Consider the following 18,137-nt stretch of genomic DNA (forward strand, 5'->3'; position numbering starts at 1 on the left):
GGTTTGAGTAAGCTAAAAGCCGACGTCAGCATTATTTATAGCGGCATATTCAGCCAGTGGGACAACCAGAGCGATGACTTGCCACGTTTTTTGGAGGCAACCGTTCACGTTCCCGCGATTATTGATACTGAATTTGGCTTTATTGTTCGGATCAAAAAAGCCAAAAACCAAGTATTAACCTACTGTATTTATCATCCTGATATTCCAGACGACAATGGCAATGTGAGACCACCATTTGATGGCACTGTATTCATTAAGGAAAATGATTGGCGCTTTTACTTGGGTGATTGCATTTGGGCACCAGCAGATAACAAAGTCGGTAACTGGCGCATGACCCTTGAGCTTAATGGCAAAATTGTTGCCGACAAAACCTTTAAGGTATATACCCAATCAACCTGAAGATGCTCGATTTCAGCAAGAATTTACACGCTTTGAGGCAAGGCATTGATTGCGGGTAATGGTTATTCCCTTTCCAAAATCAATAACGCAGCATAAACGCGTGTAAAACTTGCCCTTTGGGAGTTTCACCGTGTTTCCCTGATTTTTAAATCAAGAGCGTTGTTTGCGCTAATTTATAAGGTACCTACATTACCGCATTAACGCGCCTAGTATTGAAAAAACGGTGAAACTCTGAAACACGTAGCTTCAAGTTGATTGGGTATATCTCCCCGAATAAAGTGAAGCGTTATAGATAATCACGCTGCCACATTTAAGGTGATAGTTTGCTATACTGCGCGCAAATTGCCCCGCCATTATTGAGTGTCCATGTCTATTCAAGCTGTTGTAACCGAAGCGCTAGCCAAACGTGCAAGTTTTATTGAGCACGCCAAGCAACATAACACCGATTGTTATCGGGTATTTCATGGCACTGTAGAAGGTGAAAACGGCCTAAACATTGACCGTTATGGCGACGCATGGTTAATCCAAACCTTTCACCAGACATTATCAGACGAACAACTGGCTGGGATTTCAAGTGTGCTGGCCGCTCATGCTGACTTTCATATCGTTTACAACGATCGCTCAGGCAGCCACTCACGTATCGCTAACACCAGCGGCAATGAAGCCCAGGATTATGCCCAAACAGAACAAGTTATCCGTGAAAATGGCATTAACTTTACCTCTAAGCTTCGCCACGAAGGCCAAGACCCACTGCTGTTTTTAGACATGCGCATTGGTCGTGAATATGTGTGCGATAACAGCAAGGATAAAACCGTACTGAACTTGTTTTCGTACACTTGCGGTATTGGTATTGCCGCAGCCATGGGCGGCGCGCGTAAAGTCATGAATGTCGACTTTTCATCTTTTGCGCTAGCCGCTGGGCAAAAAAATGCCGAGTTAAATAAGGTTACAGAGGTGTGTGAGTTTGTGCAAAGCGATGCGTTTCCGGCGCTGCGTCAATTAGCGGGATTACCGGTTGGCGGACGCCGTAACCAAAAACTGCCTAAATACCCCAAACTGCGGGCAACACAGTTTGACTTAGTGTTTTTAGACCCACCCCGTTTTGCCAAAAGCGCCTTTGGCATTGTCGATTTAGTGAATGATTACCAGGGGTTATTTAAGCCTGCAGTATTAGCCACTAAAGCCGGTGGTCATATCGTGTGTTGTAATAATGTCGCCAAAGTGGATCGCCAAACCTGGTACGACAGCCTAGTCCGCTGCGTTGAAAAACAAGGCCGTAAAGTCACCTCCAGCCAATGGTTAGACTGTCATGCTGATTTCCCGGCATTTGACGACAACCACCCGCTAAAAATTGTCGTATTAGGCATAGATTAATCGATTCGAGATCAATCATTTGCGACAAACAATTCAGCCACCAAAGGTGGCTGAATTGTTTGGTTAATCCAAAAACTAACTTACGACATTGCCACGACTTGTGGATTACCCGCCGCACTTGTTGCGCTGTAATTACGCGCATCTAAACTGGCAAAGGTTGTGTCTAAAATGGTATCGACGTATTGCCAGTCACTGCGAACTTCATCGGCGGTAAAGGTCAGGAGTAAATAACCACGATCTTTTAAATTCGCGTATTTAAGATCGCTGATCAAACTCACAATAGCCGCTTCGGTTGCTGGCATCTCAACATCAGACAAGCCTAAGTAATACTCAAGCCCTGGTGATGATACGGAGCTAGTAGCAAACTCAACACCTACGGTATCGCCATTGGTGTCTGTTAATTCACTCGCCCACGCATTATGGGTATCGCCCGCGATTACCACTAAATTGTGATTTAACGACTTAGCTGTGGCGTATATGACTTCACGTTCATAAGCATAACCATCCCATGCATCGAGATTGTATGGAATTGAAGGTAACTGCAATAATGCGATAACTTGTGGTGTTAATTGGTCTTGATTAGCTTGTAAGTACGCCAATTCTTCTGTGGTTAACGTAGTGTCACCAGCCTGAGCACGTGCGGCTAACTGAGCAATTGCTGCGAGCTCCGCAAATTGAGGAATACTCATTTGTTGAGTCGCTATCGCGGCTGGCATTAACATTTTACCCATTAGCACCTGCTGGCCTAATACCTGCCATTTCGCTGTAGACTGCAACAAAGTTTGTTGTAACCACAATAGCTGTGTTTGCCCTAATAACGTGCGATTGGTGTCAGTGACAGCCGCCAAAAAGTTATCACTATCAAAGGTGCCCGTTGTTGCGTCAATGTAGTCGCCGTATTCTAATTGTTTGTCGCGACCCAGTACGCGAGTATCGAGCATGTGCAAATCAACCAAGTTACCGTAATTAAAGCTTCTGTAGATTTCTTCATGGTTCCCTTCACTCCAAGGTCTAATGGGTAGCCATTCAAAATAAGCTTGTAGCGCTGCCTCTTTACGTTGATCAAAGTCACCTTCACCGTCGTTATGATTTTCAGCGCCCTCTTTCCAAGTATCGTTAGCCACTTCATGGTCATCCCACACAGTTATAAAGGGGACTTTAGCATGCAGTTTTTGCAAACTACTGTCACTACGGTACTGGCTGTAACGTGTACGATAATCGGCTAATAGAAACAGCTCACCTTCAGGCAAGACTTCACGGTCTAATGCGGCTGCATTTTCGCTGGCGTATTCACCACGAGCATATTCATACAAGTAATCGCCTAAATGCACCACAGCATCTAAATCATCTCGCTGAGCGGCCATTTCGTACACATTAAAATAACCCGCAGGGAAATTGGCGCACGACATCACCGCAAGCTTAACTGAATCGACACTACCCTGAGGTAACGTGCGGGTTTGGCCAATCTCAGATACGTTTTCACCTGCTTTAAAACGATAAAAATATTGCTGGCCTGCGACTAATCCCACCGCATCAATTTTAACGGTATAGTCACGACTATCATTGGTTACGGTTTGTCCATTAGTCACCAAATCAGTAAAGTTACTGTCGGTGGCGACTTCCCATGACACCGTTATATCACCTGGCGTATCTGGGGTGACTCGCGTCCATAAGATCACTGCATCAGCTGCAGGATCGCCACTGGCAATACCTTGTAAAAACTGACCAGATATAACCTCATCGTCGTCATTACTATTGCAACCCATTAGTCCGTAAGACACTACAACAGCACCAACGCCTTTTGCTGACATAGCCAAAAAATCACGACGAGTGACAAACCTTTTCATATCATATCCTTATTTTTATCGTTAACGCGTGGCCATGGTTAGCATGACCTATGAGGTCTAATGAGCGGTTATTGTGAGAGCGTTGAATGACAATACAGTGACAAAAGCATGACAAACCCGACTTACCTGCAGCCTTAATAATTTTCAAACCAAGACTGCTGGTGCAACACCTTTTTAGGCGAAACAAACTAGCCGAAATTAAATTGCACACAATGTAGTTGCATTTTATTTTCCGCTTAGTTATAGTGAACACAATTAGATTGTGCGCAACTCAAATACGCGCAACTTAGAATAGTTTACTTTTACACGAGGTTTATTATGTCAACGTTATACACCACTTCAGCAACAGCATTAGCCGGCCGTAATGGTCAAGTTTCTACCGACGACAAAAAAGTCGACTTACAATTAAGCTACCCAAAAGAAATGGGTGGCAGCGGCGAGTTTACTAACCCAGAACAATTATTTGCCGCAGGTTATGCTGCCTGTTTCTCAAACGCAATATTGCACGTAGCGAGCCAAGGTAAAGTGGCTATCAAAGCGGCACCGACCACAGCAACGGTAGGCATTGGCCCTAACGATAATGGCGGATTTGCACTAACAGTCGCCCTTGCGGTTGAACTTGATTTAGACCAGGAAGCAGCAGAAAAGCTGGTTAAAACCGCGCACCAAGTTTGCCCATATTCAAATGCAGTACGTGGCAACATTGATGTAAAATTAACTGTAAATGGCCAAGCGATTTAACGTGATAGCACGATGAATTAGGCACGATTAGACAACAAAAAACCAAGACATTTGTCTTGGTTTTTTGTTGTTATTTATCGTTCAGATTATTTAACCTGAGTTTGGGATAAGGAATGAACTTATATCATTTAAAATCAACATGTTAACCCTTCTCACTTTCAAGCTTGTCATTTGTTCTGCTAACAAGGCGAATTGACTTGCAATAGCTAGCCTATTGCAAGTCGATTCAACGCAGTTAGCAGGGCAAAGGACTGTTTGAAAGGCGTTTATTATCCCGATCTCAGGTTATTTATCTTTAAGCATATTAAGCTTAGCTAAATAGTTGCGCTTACTGGCGGGCATGTCAGTTAACGCTATCGCCTGTTGTAAAATATCTTGTGCTTTTTTATGCTGCCCTAAACCAACGTGAGCACGGGCAAGTGCATAGTATGCAGGATGAAAATACGGCGCACTGTCGATAAACTTTTCTAAAAATATCACGGTAGTTTTATAATCTTTAAACTCGAGCGCTTCAATGCCCAAACTGTAATAGCTGTATGGATTACTCGACTCTATTGCTAACAAATGTTGATTAATGTTCTGTGCTTCCGCGGTTCTATTTTGCAATTCCAACAACAAACGATAATTGCTTAATACACTAATCGAATTTGTATTATTGGCTAAGGCGTAGCGATACAGTTTTTCAGCCGTGTGTTCATCGCCTAAACGACGGTGAGTAATGGCCATCATATTGATTAATGCCTCGTAATCTGGGGCCAGCGTTAACCCTTTATTCAGCAGTAAAAATGCTTGTTGATATTGTTTCTCAAGCATGGCATCTGCCGCTAAATTACGATAAAACATCGCTAAAAATTGTTTTTCCGATACGATTGCGCCCGTTCTATCAAAGCGATCTGGGAAATAATCAATCACCGTCGCCACGCTACCACTCAAAAAGTGCCCATCAGGTTTTTCATCGTACAAAAATGTACGAACATGATCCGAGGTCACTAAAATATCAGACGTAATATTGGTCAATATTGGCGCGGCATGCACTACTTGAAACACCGTATGCACGTTAAGCTCTTTTGCTACCGAATAGGTTAATAGTGCCAATGCCATACAATTACCAGACTGGTTTTTCCAGGATTCTGTACTGGTATGATTTTGCCCTTCGTAATTAAAATTCATCATTTTATGATTGATAAATTCAGCTACTTTTAATCGGTTTGGTAATGCTTTAATGCTGTCCCTCAATACAAAAGCCGCTAGCTCATCCCGCTGCGATAAGGTTAAATACGTTAAGCTCGAAATGGCTGGTACGTCATTAACCTGCTCAGCTGACACTAGTGAATAATTAAACGAAGGCAAAGCCGTTGATTGTTGGTTTTTGGCAGGATGCAGTGAGCAAGCACTTAATAAACCCATCAGTAGGCACAACATAATATTGTGCCAACTGAATAGCAGATGACTCGATAAGGGCATTAACAACATTCCATGTAGTTGATTCGTTGTTCAAATATGCAACAGATATCCCTCTATGGCAAGGTTGTCTATCTTAGCCCCTATAAAAGCGGCCCTACGATTTTATGCTCATTAAAATATCTAACGCGCGTAAACGATGTTCATTGCTGTATAAATCGTTAGTGAACATCACCTCATCCACGCCAAGCTGTTCAACAAACACCTCTAAACGATGCTTAATGGTCGCAGGGCCGCCGCAAATAGATAAGCTTAAGAAACTATCGACATAGCTTTTTTCTTGCTCACTCCACAACCCATCCATACTATCGACAGGCGGTTTTAGCCACATTTCTTGACCACGAATAAGCGCTAAAATGCGTTGTTTTGATGTGGTGCTAAGGTATTGCGCTTCAGCATCGGTAGGCGCTGCCACTAACGGTAGCCCAACCATCACATAAGGTTTGCCGAGCACTGCCGACGGGGTAAATTCACGGCGATATAACGCAATTGCCTCAGATAAAAAACGTGGTGCAAAATGGCCCGCAAACACATACGGCAAACCACGTTGAGCCGCGAGTTGCGCACTGAATAAACTTGAGCCTAATAACCAAATCGGCACATTGGTATTTTCGCCCGGAATAGCTCTTACCGCTTTAGCTTGCCCTATTTGGCGGGCTTCACGTGGGCCAAGCAATGATTGCAGCTCACTGACTTCATTCGGAAAATGCTCCGCCCGCTGGGTATCACGATTAAGCGCTAAGCTGGTTACCGGATCACTGCCCGGCGCACGGCCTAGGCCTAAATCAATTCGACCTGGATACAAACTGGCTAGGGTGCCAAATTGCTCTGCCACCACCAGCGGTGCATGATTAGGCAACATAATGCCACCCGCGCCCACTCTAATGCGCTCAGTGCCACCCGCAATATAACCGATTAAAATCGATGTTGCAGAGCAAATAATCCCCGGCATATTGTGGTGTTCGGCTAACCAAAACCGATTCACCCCTACACGCTCAGCATATTGAGCATAAGCTAAACTGCCTTTTAGGGTATCGGTGATGGTCGAGTCTTCGCGCATTGGCGCAAGTTCAAGTAACGAAAAAGGAATATCTGCCAATATTGACATCATGGCTCCTTATTTGAGGAATGAAACATCAGCCTAAAAGGCTTGTAGCATCTCGGGGGTGAATTCGTCGGTATCAATTGTAAACCCAGCAGCTTCAATAGCTTGCTGTAGTTTATCCAGTTCATTATTGACGTTAGACATGGTTAAGGTGTTGTTATCTAGCTCATACACCAACGCCAAACTTTGATAATAAAAACTCAATATCACCAAAGCATCACGATTATTTTCTTTGCCCGCGTGTTGCACCGCTTTGAGTTTACGGAAAATTTTGTTTTGCAGCTGCTTAAGTTGCCACACGTAATAGACTTCATAAAACTTAGGTTTTTCACGCAGGTTACGGATCAATAAGCTGCATACCATTAAGGCTAAAATGACACCGGTAAAGTTAAGATGAAAATTCCCGGTAGACTCTGCACCAGGTAACGGCTTAACGCCAAAAAAATAAATCATTAACTGACCAAACACCAACGACAGAATCGCCAAAGTGATCACTAAACCTATTTGCACCTGATTGTTAACCGAACGGTACTGGCTTTTATCTATTTTAACTAACTTCATCACTCTACTCGCAAAAACACACAACAAATGAATGTATAGCTTAACGCGCCCTAATGGGAGAACAAAAGAGTAAATCGCTTTATATCAGAATAAAAAGACACAAGCCCTTAAATCATCAATAATTTAAGGGCTTACAGTAATTACTACAATGAGCTTATCAATCGACTTGTAACCCGATTAAAGGTTTAACTTAATTGCGGCCAGCCATTACGCCGCCATCAACATCCCAAATTGCGCCTGTCACCCAGCCCGCTTGTGAAGACAATAAAAACGTTACGCTGTTTGCAACATCAACAGGACTACCAATGCGGCCGATAGGGTGGAATCCATTAAAGCCTGCCAATGCGCTTTCAACATCTTTTGGCTCAATAAAGGCTTCATAAATTGGGGTGTGCACTACCGCTGGTGACACGGCATTCACGCGGATATTATGCTCCGCTAATTCCATTGCCATATGCTGAGTCAGTGCATGTAAACCGGCTTTTGCCATAGAATACGCACTTGATGGTGTGGCTTTAATTGCTTGCTTAGCCCACATAGAGCCAATATTAACAATGCTGCCACCGCCATGCTTAATCATGTTTTTGGCGACAGCTTGCGAAATCACAAAAATCGCTTTGTTAAGCTCCATGTAAATGTCGTAATCACTCAATTGATGATCTAGAAATGGCTTAGGATTAAAGTAACCTGCCGCATTGACTAAATGATCGATACCGCTCTCCATTGCATCAATCATCTCAACCACACGTTGCAGATCTTGCGCATTGTATAAGTTTGCTTGAACGCCACTGACTTTGCCTAGTATTGAAAATTGATCAACCGCTGCGTCGAGCTTTTGAGCATTGTTACCCACGATAATGGTAGCGACACCTTGAGTAATTAATTGCTTAGCGGTTTCAAAACCAATACCACTACTGCCACCAATAATTAATGCCGTTTTTGGGGTTAAAGTTGTCATTTGTTCACACCTAATTTACGAGTAAGTGTGATAAGCTTATTGATAAACTATCCGATTGAATAGTAAGTACAATTTAGTTCCATAGGTACTTTTAGGTACATATTGATGAATACAAAAGAAAAATTATTTGCACGAAAGTCTGCACCCGAAAAGTCAGCCAGAATGGTCGAAACGATTTACGGCTGCAAATGGTCGTTAACGGTATATCAGTTACTCGCTAATAATATTAATCGTCCCGGTGAGATGGTTAAATCGGTTGATGGACTCAGCACTAAAGTACTGAATCAGTGTTTAAAGAAAAACATTGAATTTGGTATTTTGAATAAAATTAACTATCCCGAAATTCCGCCAAGGGTAGAGTATGAGGTGACAGAGTTTGGTCAAAAATTCATGCGGATTTTAGACGACATTGAAAAGCTGCAAAATGAAATTGATGCTTAGCCCGCAGGCTAAGCACCATTAGTTGAGTTCAAGTTAATTAACCTATTAAGTTTCAGATGTGTCACTGGCGGCATTAAGCCAAACAAACTTAGGCAAAGCGGTTAAATCTAAACAATCTCCTCGCTTAGCAATCGCACTGCTTTTGGGCTTAGTGGCCTTATCTTGATTAAGCGCTTGAATTAACACTTGTTGCGCTTCAGGTTCACCATGTACCAATATAATGGCAGGTGCATCTTCAAAGTGGTGGTACCATCGCAATAATTCAGCTTGGTCTGCATGGGCTGACAAACCGCCTACGGTGTGAATACGTGCCGCGACTTTGACACTTTGACCATGAATGGTCAGCTCTTCTGCACCATCAACCAGTAAACGTCCCGGTGTGCCTAACGCTTGGAAACCACAAATAATAATGTCGGCTTCTTTTCGCCATAAATTATGCACAAAATGGTTACGAATGCGTCCACCATTACACATGCCGCTTCCCGCAATCACAATCAAACCTTGATGAATGTCGTTAAGCTCAATCGACTCCTCTGTGCTGCTGACAAACTCAGCACACGATAGTAGTGGATGTTTGCCGGGAGACAAGCGCGTAAAACGCTTAAAATCTTCGTCCATCAAAGGATAATTATTAACGTAAACCTCGGTGGCTTTAATCGCCATTGGGCTGTCTAAGCAGATACGCCAGCGCGATAAATCCCATTCTTTGGCATACAGATGAAATAGATACAGTAACTCTTGCGCTCGGCCGACTGAAAATGCCGGAATTAAAATATTACCGCGGCTTTCACTAATGGTCGTTTTAAAAATAGATTTAAGCTCAACTAGAGTGTCTTGCCAGCTGCGGTGCAAACGATTACCGTAAGTGCTTTCCATAAGTACCAAGTCGGCTTTGTCGATAAAGGTTGGATCATCCAAAATAGGCATGCCAGCACGGCCTAGATCACCACTAAAGACCAGCTTTTTTTGTTCAGGCTGTTGGCCTAACCACAATTCAACCACTGCTGAGCCTAAAATATGCCCCGCATCAGATAAACAGACTTCTATTTCGTCTGCCACTTTTACCCGCTGACCGTAATCTAAAACCACAAACTGGGTTAACACTTGCTCGACATCTTCTTCTGTAAACAATGGTTCAAGCTCTTCTAAATCATGTTTAGCACGCTTTTTATTTGTCCTTTCTGTACCACGCTCTTGCAGCATAGCCGCGTCACGCAACATGATATTACACAACTGAGCTGTAGCACGTTGGGTATAAACGGGGCCGGTATAACCTTGCTTGACCAAATAGGCAAGTCGTCCTGAATGATCAATATGAGCATGACTTAACACCACCGCATGAATCTGCTCCGGTTGAAATGGAAAAGGATCATGATTACGTAATTCATCAGCTTTACCGCCTTGAATTAATCCGCAATCGAGTAACACTTGCTGGCCACCTACATTCAATAAGTGGCACGAACCAGTGACTTCTTCTGTTGCACCAAAAAATTGTAATGTCATTTGCATAATGCCACTCCTTTTCAATTTACGTTTTAAACAAACCCCGTAAATTAAGCGTATGCCATTTTCAAAATAAAAGGGCGATCTAGGTCAAAGAAACATCCAAAAAGTGACCACGGCTGCACACGAATAAAAAATCATATATATTGCATAACAAGACGACGGGTAACAATTGCCCACACCCATTAACCACTTGTTAACACAGCTTTGCGCTAAGTCATTGATGATTAAATTTTATGAGCAATATCGCTATTTTGAGCATATTTCACTTTGAGAAAAGTTAATGTGTTTGCTACTCTCCATCGCCTCAATGGATAGATGTGTTAATGGACTAAACTGTGCTGACTCAAACAACAAGACAAGAGATGAAAATGAAAAAGACTTTAGTTGCTGCATTAATTTCAAGCGTTCTGATTGCGCCTTCGGTTTCGGCAACAGAAATTTTTAAAGACGATGTTAACGCCGTTCAAATTGGTGGTTTTGTTGATGCTCGTATCATCAACACTCAAGGCGAAACTGAAGTCGTTAATGGCGCATCACGTATTAATTTTGGCTTTACTCGCCAGCTACAAGATGGCTGGAAAGCCTATGCGAAATTAGAATGGGGTGTAAACCCTGTAGGCAGCACAGACATTGTTTACAACAACCGTTTTGAATCAATTCAAGATGAGTTTTTTTATAACCGTTTAGGCTATGCCGGTTTGTCTCACGACGAATACGGTAGCATCACAATTGGCAAGCAATGGGGTGCTTGGTATGACGTGGTTTATGGTACTAACTACGGCTTTGTATGGGACGGTAACACAGCAGGTGTTTACACTTATAACAAAGATGACGGTGCTGTTAACGGTGTGGGTCGCGGTGACAAAACCGTGCAGTACCGTAACAGCTTTGGCGACGTAAGTTTTGCCGTACAAGTACAGCTGAAAAACAGCGCTTTTTATACTTGTGACTTCGAAGAAATCACTCAAGATGCATGTGAAGACTTATGGACTTCAGGCGCTAGCGAAGCACAAAAAGTTGAGTATAACTACACTTATGGTGGTTCGGTTACTTACCAAGCAACAGACAAATTAGTGCTGGCTGCGGGTGTTAACCGTGGTGAATTTGATGTGACATTTGGTAACGGTAACACCTCTACCGCAGAAGATATCATTTACGGTGTAAGTGCCACTTGGGGCAACTTTGATCAAACCGGTTTTTATGCATCGGCAAACATCAACAAAAACGAAAACCACGACACAGATAACATTGGCCGTTTAATTGATAAGGCCGTCGGTGTTGAGTCGTTATTCTCGTATATGTTTGATAACAATATCCGTACGTTCGTGTCTTATAACATTCTAGATGCTGGCAACGACTATGTGATTCAACCTAACTACAATGCAGATCCTGATGACGTATTTAAACGCCAGTTTGTGGTTGTAGGTTTACACTATGTGTTTAACCCTGAAACGGTTGTTTATCTAGAAGCTCGCCGTGATTACAGTGACTTCACTAGCAACGACAAAGACCAACAAGCTAGAATGGAACTGTCTGAAGACGACGGCGTCGCTATTGGTATTCGTTACTCACTTTAATCGACACGCGTTAGATTATTAGTAAAAAAAGGTTCGACATCACTGTCGAACCTTTTTTATTACGTACCATTCAAATGACTCATTAGTGCAGCACTTATGCGACTGAGTTCTCGTCAACAATTGTGACTTTCTCAACTATAATCGGCTCACGCGGCACATCTTCATGGCCTGCCACAGTAGTGGTTTTTACCCGCTCCATTTGCTGAATCACGTCCATTCCGGCAGTCACTTTGGCAAATACAGCATAACCCCAACCAGCATTAGTGGTGCCTGTATGGTCTAAAAAGTCATTATTGGCCACGTTAATAAAAAACTGCCCTGTTGCCGAATGCGGTGCATCGGTTCGCGCCATGGCTAAGGTACCAATCACATTTTTAAGGCCTTTATTCGCTTCGTTAGCAATGGGGGCACGGGTGGGTTTTTCTTTCATTTTGGCGGTTAAGCCACCGCCCTGCACCATAAAACCTTTAATCACCCGATGAAAAATCGTGCCTTCATAAAAGCCATCCTGGCAATACTTTAAAAAGTTTTTTGAGGTCACTGGCGTGCGTTCCATGTCCAGTTCTACAGTAAAGTCGCCAAGGTTGGTGCTAAAAATAATCATAAAATGCCCACAAGGTTAAACACAACAATAACGGCCATTATAGCCGCTATTGTGACTGCCCCGTTTGAGTTTATTGCACTGTTTGATTAAATAATCTGAGCTCGGGATAATAAACGCCTTTCAAACAGTCCTTTGCCCTGCTAACTGCGTTGAATCGACTGACAATAGGCTATCTATTGACGGGTCAATTCGCCTTGTTAGCAAAACAAATAATAAGCTTGAAAGTGAGATAGGTAGCATATTGATTTTAAATGGTATAAGTTCATCCCTTATTCCGAGCTCAGGTTAAATAAATCCATTGTAATGTGTGTCATCGCACGCCCCCGTACGGATCGTTAATTTGTAATCTGGTGCAAATTGACTTTAATGCAAAGATGGTAGCGCATTGCCAGAGTCGACACTGGCCAATGCATAATAAAAATAAGGGAAGCCAATGAAAGTGATTACCGAAACACCAAGGCTCATTATCCGAGAATTTACCCTTGCCGATGCCCCCGCGGTATTGCACTTTAATACCCCAAAAGAGGTGAATCGATATACCGGCGATGCTGGCGTATGCACCACGTTAACCGATGCCGAAAACATCATCCGCAATATTTGGCTGGTGGAATATCAACTGTATGGTTTTGGCCGCTGGGCGGTCGTCGTTAAAGACACCAATACCGTGATTGGTTTTTGCGGTTTTAAAAATGAGACGCGCATTAATGCAGTTGATATTGGCTATCGCTTGCACCCCGACTATTGGGGAGTTGGCCTAGCCACCGAAGCCAACCAAGCTTGTATTGATTATGCCAAAAAGCACATGGATTTAGACACAGTTTATGCCGATGTGGTTGACGCTAATCAGGGCTCAATTAACGTTGCCACTAAGCTTGGGATGACCTATCACTCGCAGTATCAAGAAGGCGAATGTAACGTTAATCGGTATGTTATTTCACTCAAGGCTAATAAATCAGCGAAAAACGGCTAATCCAGAGCAGCCACTGCAAGTCATCATCACCTTAAGTTTACTTATATAGAAATCCCTCAATAGCGCCACTATTAAGGGATTTTTATGAGTTAACCCTGTCTAACGACTCTTACATTTTCAACTCTACATCTGAAGTGAGCTTAGTTGAACAGGCCAACACAAAACCGGCGGCGATTTCGTCTGCGGTGAGTGTCATTTGGCTGGTTGATGTTACCGTACCTGACACCACCTGGCATTTACATGCGCCACATACGCCAGAGCGACACGCAGCAATAATCGGTAACTTGGCAGATTCTATACCTTCTAATAAGGTTTGATCGCCCGTTAATGCAATGTCTTTATCGCCAATGCGCAACATAAACTGCTCGGTTGATGCTGCACTCTCGGTTGCCGCTTTTATGCCCATTGCGCTACTGTCACCAAAGCTTTCTTGGTGAAACTGTGTCATATCAAATTCAGCGGCTTGCAGCAGTAATTTTACGGCGGCCATGTAAGGTTCTGGGCCACACACAAATACCGTACGTTGCTGATAATCGGGAACCCATTTAGTTAACGCCTCTAGGGTTAACCGCCCCGTTGCACAACCGGTTTGCGCATGTTTGTCAGTGAGCAGGTGCTGGTTGTCAGCAGACTCAAGCACATAATTAAGAGTAAACTGCTGACTGCGTGATGCCATTGACGCCATTGAATCAGCAAATATCACATCATTGACACTTTTAGCGCTGTGCACAAAGGCAATATCACTGTCTGTAGTGGTATCGCATAACCAGCGCGACATAGAATGCATGGGTGTTACGCCACAACCAGCACTTAAAAACAAATACTTATCAGCAGTGATGTCGACTAAATTAAATACCCCATCAGGCCCTGTTACGGTGACTTCATCGCCCACATTAAGCGACTCAGTTAAATAATTAGACACCACACCGCCCGCAATCTTTTTAATGGTTACCATTAATGAAAAAGGCCGCGAAGGTGACGATGAAATAGTGTAGCTACGATAAGTGTTAACGCCGTTAATATCGAGTTTAAAGGTAATAAACTGCCCGGGTTTGAAATTAAATTTAACTGGTTTAAGTCCTTGAAATCGAAAACTCACCACATCATGGGTTTCATTCCATTTTTCAATACAGCGCAGTTGCACCTCACCTCTTTGCCAGTTTTCAGCAGCCAAAAGAGCCTTTGAGCCTGTCAATGCAGGCGGTTGCACCGTAGGCGTACTCTTGAAAACAGGGGTCTCGATAACAGGAGTCACCTTTTTTGCCGCTTGGGCAGAAAGCGCTTGTGAAAATGAAAAACCAATTGAGGGAGTACTACTCATTTTGACACCTTTAACGCAGTAAAAAACACAGAGCGCGATATGAAAATCTCATATCGCCTGTAATCGTTATCGTGCAAATACGTCTAACATAAATGCACGATTTTTAGGGCTAATTACGCCACTTTCATCATGGCTTTTAAGTCTGACTCAACATCGGTTGTGCCACGCAAACCAAACTGTTGCTTTAAAATATTCATTAGATTTTCAGATAAAAATGCTGGCGCAGTAGGCCCTGTACGGATGTTTTTCACACCAAGCGATAACAAGGTTAATAGCACCACAATCGCCTTTTGCTCAAACCACGACAACACTAGGCTTAGTGGTAAATCATTAAGGTCGCACTCAAAAATATCTTTTAATGCTAACGCTAACTGAATTGCAGAATAAGCATCGTTACATTGGCCCACATCTAATAGGCGTGGTACGCCATTGATGTCACCAAAGTCTAATTTATTGAATTTGTACTTACCGCAGCCTAAGGTCAAAATAATTGAATCGTCAGGCACAGATTTAGCTAAATCGGTAAAGTAATTACGCTCTAACTTGTCGCCATCACAACCACCAATGAGGAAGAAGTGCTTAATAGAACCATTCTTAACATTTTCAACTACCGTTGGCGCTGCTGCCATTAAGGCGTTACGGGCAAACCCGATGGTGATCATGTGTGGAATTTCATCATAAGCAAAACCTTCAAGTTCAAGGGCTTTGTTAATCACTTCGCTAAAGTCTTCACCCTCAACGTGAGTTACACCAGGCCAACCAACAATACTGCGTGTATAAATACGGTCAGAGTACTCACCCACTGTAGGGTCGATAATACAGTTTGAGGTCATTACTACAGCACCAGGGAAAGTCGCAAATTCTTTTTGCTGATTTTGCCAAGCGCCGCCATAGTTGCCGACTAAATGTGAATATTTCTTAAAGGCGGGATAAGCAAGTGCTGGTAACATTTCGCCGTGAGTAAAGACATTAATGCCCTTACCTGCTGTTTGCTCAAGAATAAGCTCTAGATCTTTCATGTCGTGACCAGACACTAAAATCGCTTTACCTTTAACAGATTTAGTATTCACTTGTGTTGGCTCAGGATGGCCAAAAGAGGTGGTTTCGCCTAAATCTAACATCGCCATAATGCGGTAGTTTAATTGGCCAATTTCCATTGCAGTAGCAAACAACTTGTCAGCATCGACTGAGTCTTCGCCTAAAAATGCCATGATTTTATGGAACTCAGCCGCCACATCAACATCAGTTTGATCTAATACGCGAGCATGCTCCATATACGCCGCTGCGCCTTTTAAGCCATATAGGCATAATAAACGTAAGCCTAAAATGTCTTCATTTACGTCACCGCGGTTAAGCAGTGCAACGGGTGCTTGAGCTAATATTTCTGGTTTAGATGTAGCCAGTAATAGTTCACCTTGGCCACTCACCATTTCAGGCTCAACGCCCTTGCCTTTACAAGCTGCAATATAAGCCGCTTTTAATTGGTCGCGATATGTTTGTGCCTGATAGGCATAATCAATTAACCGCACATCATCGAAGTTTACGTTAGTTAATGTGGCAAAAAAGGCTTTCGGCACAAAAGTGTCAATGTCGTTGTCTACAATGCCAAACTCACGCGCTTTAACAGCATAAGCCGACACGCCTTGTAGCATATAAATTAATAGATCTTGAATATCAGACGTCGACGCTAGCTTGCCGCACATACCTTGCGAGTAACTACAGCCATTGCCTTCTGGTGTTCTAATGGTTTGCTCACATTGCACACAAAACATAACTCTACTCCTCAAATATTATTTATTCATGTATAAATTTTACATGTTAAGGATGAGTTTACTCTTTACTCTGTAAATCGAAACCCGTTTTTAGGGCCAATGTTGCGTTTTATGAGCTAAATCACCTTAAGCATTTGCTAATGCACTCGGATTTTTTAATCCTAAATAGACCGTAAAAATCTCGCATAGCAAGTGAATAAACAAAGCAAGTCAACATCTACTAATGGTCTAAAATATTTTCCTGTTAACCCTTAAAAAAACGTAGAATTACCCCATTAACGACTTTTAAATCAGGATGAATAGATGAAAACCAAACTTAATGCGATTGCATCAGCCCTCTTTTTATTACTTGCCCCTGCGGCAATGGCTGCCGATGTTGCGGTGATCACCTTAGAAAACGGCACTAATGTTCGCCTAAAAGACGACTTCACCTGGGAATACATCATCACCGAAACAGTGGCGCAACCTGCTGCGGCCATTCAAACACCCACAGCGACTGCTGCCTCCACTGCACTAGCTGAGCCAACAACCAGTGCAGTGAACACTGCTGATGCCAAAATGGCTGTCGATACCACGAACGCCAAACCTGCGGTTGTGGCAACTGAAGCACCAATGGCTACAACACGCTTAACCGCTAGTGCAATGGCGCAGCCAGAATTACTGGGCAGCACAGCAAAAGAAGGCATTACAATCACCCTTGCAAACACGCAATGGAAAGGTGATAAATTAGGACTTATATTTAATTTTGACAGCACCAACGACGAACACGTCACAGTGGTTAATGTTGAAGCCAGCTTTTTTAATGACCAAGGTGGCCTAATTAAAACCGAAACCTTAGAAGCGTGGGAGGCTATATTTCGCATGCCCGAAACTTATTTACGTAAAGGTCAGCACCGACAATCGTCAGTATTGTGGGTAGAGGGAATTAACAAACAGCAATGGCAGCAAAAGCTAATCAGCTTAAAAATTGTTGAAATTGAATCGCGCTAAGGCGGTTGTTCTGATGAATCAAATCAAGCTTTAATCTTTAATCTTTAATCTTTAATCTTTGAACATATAAACTAAAAAAGCCCAAGTGAAAATACCATTTCACTTGGGCTTTGTTATCAAAATCAAGTCACACTAATTCAATAATTCATGTTCTTTAGGTAACTGCTTGCTAATCCACAGTATCAATTTGTGTTTACGGTTGGGGCCGTCGTCTTTATCTTCGGCAAGCGGTTGAATGAGCTTGTCTTGCACTAATAATCGATAAATACATTCCACTTTATCTTTCGGTGATATCCCCTTACCAAAATCATCAAAGCCACGTTTCTGTGCGTAACCAACCCCAATCTCCATCGCGAGCTTGAGTAATTGTGTATCATGCTTACCAGCTTTCATCTATTGCCCTCATCATAGCTTTTCTATCTTTTAAACTACGTGAAAACTCATAAATAGCCACTAGAATTCATCATAAACAGCACTAAAACCCAACAAACATCACCATTGGTAAGTTTG

General features: G+C 42.8%; 17 protein-coding genes. 7 read left to right on the forward strand and 10 right to left on the reverse strand.

Annotated features, from left to right (window positions below; translation table 11 throughout):
- The first annotated feature begins 3 nt into the window (after nt 1-3).
- Complete coding sequence (locus tag PQR79_RS13365; protein ID WP_238106426.1) at nt 4-399, forward strand: DUF3859 domain-containing protein; 396 nt, start codon at nt 4-6, stop codon at nt 397-399.
- Nucleotides 400-765: 366 nt separating this feature from the next.
- Complete coding sequence (locus PQR79_RS13370; protein WP_238106425.1) at nt 766-1,773, forward strand: class I SAM-dependent rRNA methyltransferase; 1,008 nt, start codon at nt 766-768, stop codon at nt 1,771-1,773.
- Between the two features lie 80 nt (nt 1,774-1,853).
- Here PQR79_RS13370 and PQR79_RS13375 read toward each other — a convergent pair whose 3' ends face one another.
- A complete protein-coding gene (locus tag PQR79_RS13375; RefSeq protein ID WP_238106424.1) occupies nt 1,854-3,620 on the reverse strand; it encodes an alkaline phosphatase D family protein in 1,767 nt (588 codons plus the stop codon).
- Nucleotides 3,621-3,938: 318 nt separating this feature from the next.
- Here PQR79_RS13375 and ohr point away from each other — a divergent pair, with 318 nt between their 5' ends.
- Entirely contained in the window at nt 3,939-4,361 is a 423-nt protein-coding gene (gene ohr, locus PQR79_RS13380) for an organic hydroperoxide reductase Ohr (RefSeq protein ID WP_238106423.1), read from the forward strand.
- A gap of 285 nt (nt 4,362-4,646) precedes the next feature.
- Here ohr and PQR79_RS13385 read toward each other — a convergent pair whose 3' ends face one another.
- The 4 genes from PQR79_RS13385 to PQR79_RS13400 all read right to left on the reverse strand — a co-directional run bounded on the left by PQR79_RS13385 (nt 4,647) and on the right by PQR79_RS13400 (nt 8,446).
- Entirely contained in the window at nt 4,647-5,825 is a 1,179-nt protein-coding gene (locus PQR79_RS13385) for a tetratricopeptide repeat protein (RefSeq protein WP_238106422.1), read from the reverse strand.
- A gap of 94 nt (nt 5,826-5,919) precedes the next feature.
- Nucleotides 5,920-6,930 carry an LLM class flavin-dependent oxidoreductase gene (locus tag PQR79_RS13390; protein WP_238106421.1) on the reverse strand — a complete coding sequence of 337 codons (1,011 nt, stop codon included), beginning with the start codon at nt 6,928-6,930 and terminating at the stop codon, nt 5,920-5,922.
- Between the two features lie 33 nt (nt 6,931-6,963).
- A complete protein-coding gene (locus tag PQR79_RS13395; protein ID WP_188956220.1) occupies nt 6,964-7,488 on the reverse strand; it encodes a DUF3087 domain-containing protein in 525 nt (174 codons plus the stop codon).
- Between the two features lie 190 nt (nt 7,489-7,678).
- On the reverse strand, nt 7,679-8,446 hold the full coding sequence (locus tag PQR79_RS13400) for an SDR family NAD(P)-dependent oxidoreductase (RefSeq protein ID WP_238106420.1): 768 nt from the start codon (nt 8,444-8,446) through the stop codon (nt 7,679-7,681).
- Nucleotides 8,447-8,551: 105 nt separating this feature from the next.
- Here PQR79_RS13400 and PQR79_RS13405 point away from each other — a divergent pair, with 105 nt between their 5' ends.
- The gene (locus PQR79_RS13405; protein WP_188956224.1) at nt 8,552-8,887 is read left to right on the forward strand and encodes a winged helix-turn-helix transcriptional regulator; all 336 of its coding nucleotides are present in this window, start codon (nt 8,552-8,554) and stop codon (nt 8,885-8,887) included.
- A 45-nt stretch (nt 8,888-8,932) separates the two neighbouring features.
- On the opposite strand, the gene PQR79_RS13410 is transcribed toward PQR79_RS13405, so the two are convergent.
- Nucleotides 8,933-10,396, reverse strand: coding sequence for an MBL fold metallo-hydrolase RNA specificity domain-containing protein (locus PQR79_RS13410; RefSeq protein WP_238106419.1), 1,464 nt, complete (start codon nt 10,394-10,396; stop codon nt 8,933-8,935).
- A gap of 365 nt (nt 10,397-10,761) precedes the next feature.
- Between PQR79_RS13410 and PQR79_RS13415 the strand changes: the two genes are divergently transcribed.
- A complete protein-coding gene (locus tag PQR79_RS13415) occupies nt 10,762-11,970 on the forward strand; it encodes a porin (protein ID WP_188956228.1) in 1,209 nt (402 codons plus the stop codon).
- Between the two features lie 94 nt (nt 11,971-12,064).
- Here the strand turns inward: PQR79_RS13415 and PQR79_RS13420 are convergent, their stop codons facing one another.
- A complete protein-coding gene (locus PQR79_RS13420; protein WP_238106418.1) occupies nt 12,065-12,574 on the reverse strand; it encodes a peptidylprolyl isomerase in 510 nt (169 codons plus the stop codon).
- Nucleotides 12,575-13,007: 433 nt separating this feature from the next.
- Between PQR79_RS13420 and PQR79_RS13425 the strand changes: the two genes are divergently transcribed.
- Nucleotides 13,008-13,544 (forward strand): GNAT family N-acetyltransferase, encoded by a 537-nt coding sequence (locus PQR79_RS13425; RefSeq protein WP_238106417.1) that lies wholly within the window; start codon nt 13,008-13,010, stop codon nt 13,542-13,544.
- 109 nt (nt 13,545-13,653) lie between these two features.
- Here PQR79_RS13425 and PQR79_RS13430 read toward each other — a convergent pair whose 3' ends face one another.
- Both PQR79_RS13430 and hcp read right to left on the reverse strand, forming a co-directional pair.
- Nucleotides 13,654-14,865 carry an FAD-binding oxidoreductase gene (locus PQR79_RS13430; RefSeq protein WP_238106416.1) on the reverse strand — a complete coding sequence of 404 codons (1,212 nt, stop codon included), beginning with the start codon at nt 14,863-14,865 and terminating at the stop codon, nt 13,654-13,656.
- A 113-nt stretch (nt 14,866-14,978) separates the two neighbouring features.
- Nucleotides 14,979-16,637: a hydroxylamine reductase gene (hcp, locus tag PQR79_RS13435; RefSeq protein ID WP_238106415.1), complete on the reverse strand. Its 1,659-nt coding sequence runs from the start codon at nt 16,635-16,637 to the stop codon at nt 14,979-14,981.
- A 303-nt stretch (nt 16,638-16,940) separates the two neighbouring features.
- On the opposite strand from hcp, the gene PQR79_RS13440 reads away from it, so the two are divergent.
- On the forward strand, nt 16,941-17,627 hold the full coding sequence (locus tag PQR79_RS13440; protein WP_238106414.1) for a DUF3157 family protein: 687 nt from the start codon (nt 16,941-16,943) through the stop codon (nt 17,625-17,627).
- 132 nt (nt 17,628-17,759) lie between these two features.
- Here the strand turns inward: PQR79_RS13440 and PQR79_RS13445 are convergent, their stop codons facing one another.
- On the reverse strand, nt 17,760-18,020 hold the full coding sequence (locus PQR79_RS13445) for a DUF5062 family protein (protein ID WP_188956241.1): 261 nt from the start codon (nt 18,018-18,020) through the stop codon (nt 17,760-17,762).
- Nucleotides 18,021-18,137 lie beyond the last annotated feature (117 nt).

The organism is Shewanella metallivivens (genome assembly GCF_028750675.1).
GTDB classification, from domain to species: domain Bacteria; phylum Pseudomonadota; class Gammaproteobacteria; order Enterobacterales; family Shewanellaceae; genus Shewanella; species Shewanella metallivivens.

What these genes read in the sequence shown, in the direction of transcription:
- PQR79_RS13405 (WP_188956224.1), top strand. Translation starts at nt 8,552, where the DNA reads ATGAATACAAAAGAAAAATTATTTGCACGAAAGTCTGCACCCGAAAAG.
- PQR79_RS13425 (WP_238106417.1), top strand. Translation starts at nt 13,008, where the DNA reads ATGAAAGTGATTACCGAAACACCAAGGCTCATTATCCGAGAATTTACC.
- PQR79_RS13400 (WP_238106420.1), bottom strand. Translation starts at nt 8,446, where the DNA reads ATGACAACTTTAACCCCAAAAACGGCATTAATTATTGGTGGCAGTAGT.
- PQR79_RS13390 (WP_238106421.1), bottom strand. Translation starts at nt 6,930, where the DNA reads ATGTCAATATTGGCAGATATTCCTTTTTCGTTACTTGAACTTGCGCCA.
- ohr (WP_238106423.1), top strand. Translation starts at nt 3,939, where the DNA reads ATGTCAACGTTATACACCACTTCAGCAACAGCATTAGCCGGCCGTAAT.
- PQR79_RS13375 (WP_238106424.1), bottom strand. Translation starts at nt 3,620, where the DNA reads ATGAAAAGGTTTGTCACTCGTCGTGATTTTTTGGCTATGTCAGCAAAA.
- PQR79_RS13440 (WP_238106414.1), top strand. Translation starts at nt 16,941, where the DNA reads ATGAAAACCAAACTTAATGCGATTGCATCAGCCCTCTTTTTATTACTT.
- PQR79_RS13395 (WP_188956220.1), bottom strand. Translation starts at nt 7,488, where the DNA reads ATGAAGTTAGTTAAAATAGATAAAAGCCAGTACCGTTCGGTTAACAAT.
- PQR79_RS13410 (WP_238106419.1), bottom strand. Translation starts at nt 10,396, where the DNA reads ATGCAAATGACATTACAATTTTTTGGTGCAACAGAAGAAGTCACTGGT.
- PQR79_RS13430 (WP_238106416.1), bottom strand. Translation starts at nt 14,865, where the DNA reads ATGAGTAGTACTCCCTCAATTGGTTTTTCATTTTCACAAGCGCTTTCT.
- PQR79_RS13370 (WP_238106425.1), top strand. Translation starts at nt 766, where the DNA reads ATGTCTATTCAAGCTGTTGTAACCGAAGCGCTAGCCAAACGTGCAAGT.
- PQR79_RS13420 (WP_238106418.1), bottom strand. Translation starts at nt 12,574, where the DNA reads ATGATTATTTTTAGCACCAACCTTGGCGACTTTACTGTAGAACTGGAC.
- PQR79_RS13445 (WP_188956241.1), bottom strand. Translation starts at nt 18,020, where the DNA reads ATGAAAGCTGGTAAGCATGATACACAATTACTCAAGCTCGCGATGGAG.
- hcp (WP_238106415.1), bottom strand. Translation starts at nt 16,637, where the DNA reads ATGTTTTGTGTGCAATGTGAGCAAACCATTAGAACACCAGAAGGCAAT.
- PQR79_RS13385 (WP_238106422.1), bottom strand. Translation starts at nt 5,825, where the DNA reads ATGCCCTTATCGAGTCATCTGCTATTCAGTTGGCACAATATTATGTTG.
- PQR79_RS13415 (WP_188956228.1), top strand. Translation starts at nt 10,762, where the DNA reads ATGAAAAAGACTTTAGTTGCTGCATTAATTTCAAGCGTTCTGATTGCG.